Below are 4,433 nucleotides of genomic sequence, written 5' to 3'. Positions count from 1 at the left end.
GGCCCCGGCCACCGCCTCCCGCGCCAGGGCGGAGAGCTGCGCGGCGGCCGCCCGCCAATCGGCCTGCGGCGCGTCGATGCGGGCGAATTGCAGCGCCACCAGGCCGAGATCCAGCTCGGCATCCGGCAGTTGCCCTGCGGCGTCCAGCGCGCTGCGCGCCTCGGCCTCTTGGATCGGATCAGCCATGCGGTTGGGATGGCGATGCCCGGGCGCGGGATCAAGGGCCGGCCGGATCAAGCCCGGCCGGCGCGCGCCGCTCAGCCCTGCTTCGCCAGCATCGGGCCGAGCCGGCGGCCGCCCAGGATGTGCACGTGGAAATGCGGCACCTCCTGCCCGGCATCCTCGCCCATGTTGGTCAGCACCCGGTAGCCCTGGCTCTCCAGCCCGAGTTGCCGCGCCACCTGGCCCACGGCGCGCCAGAAGCCCGCCACCTCCTCCGCCCCGGCCGAGGCGGAGAAATCCGCCACCGAGACATAGCGCCCCTTGGGGATCACCAGCACATGCACCGGCGCCTGCGGCGCGATGTCGTGGAAGGCCAGGGCGTGCTCGTCCTCCAGCACCTTCCGCGCCGGGATCTCGCCGCGCAGGATGCGGGCGAAGATGTTGCCCTCGTCATAGGGCGGCAGGCCGGACACCGGCATGGCAGTTCTCCTCCTGGGACGTGTGGCGCGGCGCCCGGGCCGGGCGCGGCGGGATGCGGGGGTCAGGGCAGCTTGGTGGTCTCGGCGGCGCGGACGATGCCCTTCGGCCGCGACGCCTTCTCGGCGATGCCGGAGATGCCCTCGCGCCGCTCCAGCTCGGCCCAGACCTCCTCCGGGCGGATGCCGGCATCCACCCAGAGCACGATCAGGTGGTAGAGCAGGTCGGCGCTCTCCATCACCGTCTCGCGGTGGTTGCCCTGGATCGCCTCGATGACGCACTCCACCGCCTCCTCGCCCAGCTTCTGGGCGACCTTCGGCGTGCCGCGGGCGATCAGCCGGGCGGAATGCGAGCCGAGCGTGTCGCCGGAGAGGCGGCGCGCCTCCACCGTCTCCCACAGCCGGGCCAGCACGGCGATGTCGCCGGTCACCGGCACGTCGAGCGGCGCCAGGTGCCGCGCCTCGGCCTTCAGCGTCGCCTTGCGCGGGCGGGCCACGGCCGGGATCTCCGGCGGCAGCGGCAGCGCCGGCTTCGGCGCGGCCTTGGCGGCGGCCTTGGTCGCGGCCTTCTTCACCGCCGCCTTCTTCGGCGCCGCCTTGGCCTTCACCGGCTTCTTCTTCGTATCCTTCGCCATCAGGCCACCTTCCGCACTGGATTCGGACGCACCGGGAAGCCCGCCCCGGCCAGCGCCGCCTTCGCCTCGCCGATGCGCATCTCGCCGTAATGGAACACGCTGGCGGCCAGCAGCCCGGTGGCCCCGGCCTCCGCCCCTTCCACGAAATGCCCGACCGCGCCAACCCCGCCCGAGGCCACCAGCGGCAGCCGCACCCGGGCCCGCAGCGCCCGCAGCAGGTCGAGGTCGAAGCCCGACTTGGTGCCGTCGCGGTCCATCGAGGTCACCAGCAGCTCGCCGGCGCCGAGGCTCTCCATCCGCTCGGCCCAGCCCAGCGCGTCGATGCCCGTCTCGCGCCGGCCGCCATGGGTGAAGATCTCCCACCGCCCCTCGGCGACCTTGCGGGCGTCGATGGCCACCACGATGGCCTGGCTGCCGAAGGCCTGCGCCGCGCGGCGCACCAGCTCGGGGTCGGAGACGGCGGCGGAATTGATGCTGGCCTTGTCGGCGCCGGCCAGCAGCAGCTTGCGCACATCCTCGACCGCGCGCACGCCGCCGCCCACGGTCAGCGGGATGAACACCTCGGCCGCGGTGCGCGACACCACGTCATACATGGTGTCGCGATTCTCATGCGTGGCGCCGATGTCGAGGAAAGTGATCTCGTCCGCCCCTTCCGCGTCATAGGCGCGGGCCTGCTCCACCGGGTCGCCGGCGTCGCGCAGGGCGACGAAGTTCACGCCCTTGACGACGCGGCCTTCCTTGACGTCGAGGCACGGAATGACGCGGAGCGCGAGCATGCGGGACGGTTCTCCAGCCAGGGGGCGAGACAGAGCCGATGCGCCGGCGCGGCGCCGAGGTCAAGAGCGCAGCGCCGCCCGCCGCATCAACCGCCGCGCGGCCACGGCGTTGCCGGCGCATGCAGGCAGCGGTCAACCGGATGGTCGAGGGCATCGTGCTGGCGGCGGAGGCGCTGGCGGCGCTGGTCATCGCCATCGCGGTGCTGGAGGCGGCCTGGCGCATGCTGCGCCTGCTGGCCCGGCGCGAGGCGCGCCCCGACACCGCCAAGCTGGCGATCCGCCTGCACCTGGCGCGCTGGCTGGCGGTGGCGCTGGAGATCACCCTGGCCGCCGACATCCTGCGCACCGTGGTGGCGCCGAGCTGGGACGAGATCGGCCAGCTCGCCGCCATCGCCACGCTGCGCACCGTGCTGAACCTGTTCCTGGAGCGCGAGATCGCCGCCGCCGCGGCGCATCCCGAGACCGCCGAGCGCGCCGGCACGCATCACCGGCCGCAGGCTTGAGGGGGCCTCGCCCCTCAAGCTCCCCCGGCAGGGGGACCAGGAAAGAATGGGCCCTCCTGCACCCGCCGTCAGCGCAGCGTGACGCTGACCTCGACCGGCTGCTCCAGCAGGCCGGTGTAGGTCACGCTGTAGCGGCGGCCGGCCTCGGCCGGCAGGGCCGGCGAGAAGCCGCCGAGCGAGATCAGGTCGCCCGCCCGCAGCGCCTGGCCACGCGCGGCGAGGTCCTTCACCAGCCAGGGGATGACGTTCAGCGGATGGCCGAGCAGCGCGCTGCCGGGCACGCTGGACAGCTCCTTCTGGTCGTCGGCGAAGCGCACCTGCATGCGGCCCAGCCGCTCGGCGAAGGCGGCATCGGCCTGCACCGGGATCGCCTCCCCCACCACGCCGAGCCGCGCGCCGACGCCGATCGCCAGCAGGTTCGGCCCGTCCATCTGCTTCATGTCGGCCAGCGCTAGGTCGGGCATCTCGATGAAGGGGACCAGCTGGTCGAGATGCCGCAGGATGGCGACATGGTCCTCGCCCGCCGTCGCGATGCCCTCGTCCTTCACCCGCACGATCAGGTCGGCCTCGATCACCGGCACGGCGGCGAAGCGCGCCGGCAGCTCGGCGCCGGAGCGGGCGCGTACCGTCGCCTCGTAGATCGGGCCGGCCAGCGGGTGCGGCACGCCGAAGCGGCGCTGCGCCGCGTCATTGGTCAGCCCCACCTTCCAGCCGACCACGCGGCCGAGCTCGGCCTGCATCGCCGGCACCAGCCGCGCCTGGGCGCAGAGCCCGTCGGCCAGCGTCATGCGGCCGGGGAAGGCCGGCACCGGGGCGTTGGAGAGCAGCGAGGCGGCCATGGCCTGCATCGCCGCCTCGGAGGGGCAGTTGGGCTGCGGGTCGGCGGCGAGGGCCGGGCTGGCAGCCAGCAGCGCGGCCAGCGACAGGGCCGTCAGGCGGGACATGGTTTCCTCCGCGGGCTTGGACGCGCACAGCCTGCCCGGAAAGCCGGGGGCGGGGAATGGCCTCCCCGCGCATGCGGCGCTTTTCCGCCGCCTCAGTCCAGCCGGGCGCCGGAGAGCTCGACCAGTTCGCGCCAGACCGGGCGCTGCTGCGCGATCAGGTCCTCCAGCTCGCGCGGGGTGGCGCTGGTCACCGCCTCGTAGCCCAGCGGGCGCAACCGCTCGCGGAACTCCGGCTCGGCACCGGCCTGGCGCACCGCCTGGGCCAGCCGCTCGGCCAGCGGCGCCGGCAGGCCGGCGGGGGCGGCGATGGCGTTCCAGGTGACGATATCGACCCGGCCGAGGCCGAGATCGGCGAACTCCGCCATGCCCGGCACGCCCGGCGCCGAATCGACCGGCCGCGCCGAGGAGACGGCCAGCGCCTTCAGCTTGCCCGAGGCGACATGCGGCATCAGCGCCGGCATCACGTCGAACATCATGTCGATATTGCCCGAGAGCAGGTCCTGGATCGCCGGGCCGCCGCCGCGATAGGGCACGTGCAGGATGCCCGCCCCGGTCGCCTTGTTCACCGCCGCCAGGCAGAGATGCGAGGAGGTGCCGGTGCCCGAGCTGCCCATCGTCACCTTGTCCGGATTGGCCCGCGCCCAGGCGATGAGGGCGCGGAAATCGCTCCAGCCGCGGCTCGCCGCCGTCTCGGCATTGACGACGCAGAGCAGCGAGCCGGCGGAGATCAGGCTGAGCGGGGTGAAATCCTTCGCCGGATCGAAGGGCAGGCGGCTGAACATGAAGGGCATGGCGGTCCAGGTGGTCAGGCCGAGCAGCCCGATCGTCGCGCCATCCGGCGCCGCCTTGGCCACCGCGTCGGCGCCCAGCACGCCGCCGGCGCCGGCGCGGTTGTCCACCAGCACGGTGCGGCCCAGCGCCGGGCCCAGCCGCTCGG

6 protein-coding genes and 1 pseudogene are annotated in these 4,433 nt (G+C 73.9%); 1 reads left to right on the top strand and 6 read right to left on the bottom strand.

Annotation, left to right across the window (positions count from 1 at the left end; all coding sequences use genetic code 11):
- The 4 genes and pseudogenes from HMPREF0731_RS25365 to hisF all read right to left on the bottom strand — a co-directional run.
- Positions 1-186 (bottom strand): annotated as a pseudogene (locus HMPREF0731_RS25365) (hypothetical protein); the annotation flags it as partial.
- Between the two features lie 71 nt (positions 187-257).
- On the bottom strand, positions 258-641 hold the full coding sequence (locus tag HMPREF0731_RS11530; protein WP_007004303.1) for a histidine triad nucleotide-binding protein: 384 nt from the start codon (positions 639-641) through the stop codon (positions 258-260).
- Positions 642-703: 62 nt separating this feature from the next.
- Positions 704-1,273, bottom strand: a complete 570-nt coding sequence (locus HMPREF0731_RS11525; RefSeq protein ID WP_007004302.1) for a phosphoribosyl-ATP diphosphatase — start codon at positions 1,271-1,273, stop codon at positions 704-706.
- The gene (gene hisF / locus HMPREF0731_RS11520; protein WP_007004301.1) at positions 1,273-2,049 is read right to left on the bottom strand and encodes an imidazole glycerol phosphate synthase subunit HisF; all 777 of its coding nucleotides are present in this window, start codon (positions 2,047-2,049) and stop codon (positions 1,273-1,275) included. The genes HMPREF0731_RS11525 and hisF overlap by 1 nt, the downstream gene beginning before the upstream one ends.
- 119 nt (positions 2,050-2,168) lie before the next feature.
- Between hisF and HMPREF0731_RS11515 the strand changes: the two genes are divergently transcribed.
- Positions 2,169-2,552, top strand: a complete 384-nt coding sequence (locus HMPREF0731_RS11515) for a DUF1622 domain-containing protein (RefSeq protein ID WP_007004300.1) — start codon at positions 2,169-2,171, stop codon at positions 2,550-2,552.
- A 68-nt stretch (positions 2,553-2,620) separates the two neighbouring features.
- Here HMPREF0731_RS11515 and HMPREF0731_RS11510 read toward each other — a convergent pair whose 3' ends face one another.
- Together HMPREF0731_RS11510 and HMPREF0731_RS11505 are read right to left on the bottom strand one after the other, a co-directional pair.
- On the bottom strand, positions 2,621-3,496 hold the full coding sequence (locus HMPREF0731_RS11510; protein ID WP_007004299.1) for a 2-keto-4-pentenoate hydratase: 876 nt from the start codon (positions 3,494-3,496) through the stop codon (positions 2,621-2,623).
- 92 nt (positions 3,497-3,588) lie between these two features.
- Positions 3,589-4,433, bottom strand: an 845-nt coding sequence (locus HMPREF0731_RS11505) for a Bug family tripartite tricarboxylate transporter substrate binding protein (RefSeq protein WP_007004298.1), incomplete at its 5' end; no start/stop codon positions are given.

The organism is Pseudoroseomonas cervicalis ATCC 49957 (genome assembly GCF_000164635.1).
Taxonomy (GTDB): domain Bacteria; phylum Pseudomonadota; class Alphaproteobacteria; order Acetobacterales; family Acetobacteraceae; genus Pseudoroseomonas; species Pseudoroseomonas cervicalis.
The sequence above is the reverse complement of the archived record's forward strand: the minus strand, read 5'-3'. Positions and strand labels throughout refer to the sequence as shown.

Bases quoted from the DNA above. Each gene is read 5' to 3' on its own strand.
- HMPREF0731_RS11530 (WP_007004303.1), bottom strand. From the start codon at position 641: ATGCCGGTGTCCGGCCTGCCGCCCTATGACGAGGGCAACATCTTCGCC.
- HMPREF0731_RS11525 (WP_007004302.1), bottom strand. From the start codon at position 1,273: ATGGCGAAGGATACGAAGAAGAAGCCGGTGAAGGCCAAGGCGGCGCCG.
- hisF (WP_007004301.1), bottom strand. From the start codon at position 2,049: ATGCTCGCGCTCCGCGTCATTCCGTGCCTCGACGTCAAGGAAGGCCGC.
- HMPREF0731_RS11515 (WP_007004300.1), top strand. From the start codon at position 2,169: ATGCAGGCAGCGGTCAACCGGATGGTCGAGGGCATCGTGCTGGCGGCG.
- HMPREF0731_RS11510 (WP_007004299.1), bottom strand. From the start codon at position 3,496: ATGTCCCGCCTGACGGCCCTGTCGCTGGCCGCGCTGCTGGCTGCCAGC.